This window comes from Synechococcus sp. CCY 0621, from assembly GCF_019038465.1.
Classification (GTDB): Bacteria; Cyanobacteriota; Cyanobacteriia; order PCC-6307; family Cyanobiaceae; genus Cyanobium.
In genome coordinates this window covers 1-649 of sequence record NZ_JAFKRH010000084.1, presented here as the reverse complement: position 1 = coordinate 649, position 649 = coordinate 1, and the positions used below count along the sequence as shown (strand labels likewise).

Here is a 649-nt window from a genome sequence, read left to right as displayed (position 1 = left end):
GCATGAGCCGGGCAATGCGGTGGCGGCCCAACTTGAGGCCAGCGGCCCTGAGCTCCTGATGGACGCGTGGCGCGCCGTAGAAGCCGCGGTGCCGATCAAACACCGCCTGCACCTGAGCCGTGATGACTACGTTCTCCTGGGCCCGTGGGCCCGGGTTGTGCTGCCGTTGCCGCCAGGCGTAGAAGCCGCTGCGGGCCACACCCAGCTGCCGGCAGAGCCAGGCCGTGGAGAAGCGGTCTGAGAGGGCCTCGATCAGGCGAAACCTCTCGGCGGCAGCTGCTCTTTTGCAAAGTGCGCTGCCGCCAGCCTGAAAAAATCCTTCTCCCTCCTGAGCTCGCGGTTTTCCTTGCGCAGCCGGGCCAGTTCAGCCCTTTCCTCGCTGGTGAGCTGACCCTGTTCAGGGGGGCCAAAGTCCCCGCGATCGATGCGGGCCTGCCTCACCCACTTGGCCAGGCTGCTGATGGGGATGCCAAGTCGCTGGGCTACAGCCGTGCAGCTGAGCCCCTCACTCAGGCAGAGCCATACGGCCTCCTGCTTCTGCTGCACCGTGAACCGGCGCCTTGTCTTGGTCGGGTTGTTCATTGATGGACAGTCTGAGGGTCATGGCGTGACTCCTATCGACCTGTCCACGAAACCGGGGCAACCCCAC

Annotated in this window: 2 protein-coding genes; both read right to left on the bottom strand. The window is 65.3% G+C overall.

All coding sequences use genetic code 11. The features are described 5' to 3' along the window. Positions 1 to 199: IS3 family transposase (locus KUG43_RS16720; RefSeq protein WP_216910959.1), on the bottom strand; the 199-nt coding region annotated here is incomplete at its 3' end. 53 nt (positions 200 to 252) lie between these two features. Then, positions 253 to 582: a transposase gene (locus KUG43_RS16715; protein WP_216910958.1), complete on the bottom strand. Its 330-nt coding sequence runs from the start codon at positions 580 to 582 to the stop codon at positions 253 to 255. Positions 583 to 649 lie beyond the last annotated feature (67 nt).

What these genes read in the sequence shown, in the direction of transcription:
- KUG43_RS16715 (WP_216910958.1), bottom strand. Translation starts at nt 582, where the DNA reads ATGAACAACCCGACCAAGACAAGGCGCCGGTTCACGGTGCAGCAGAAG.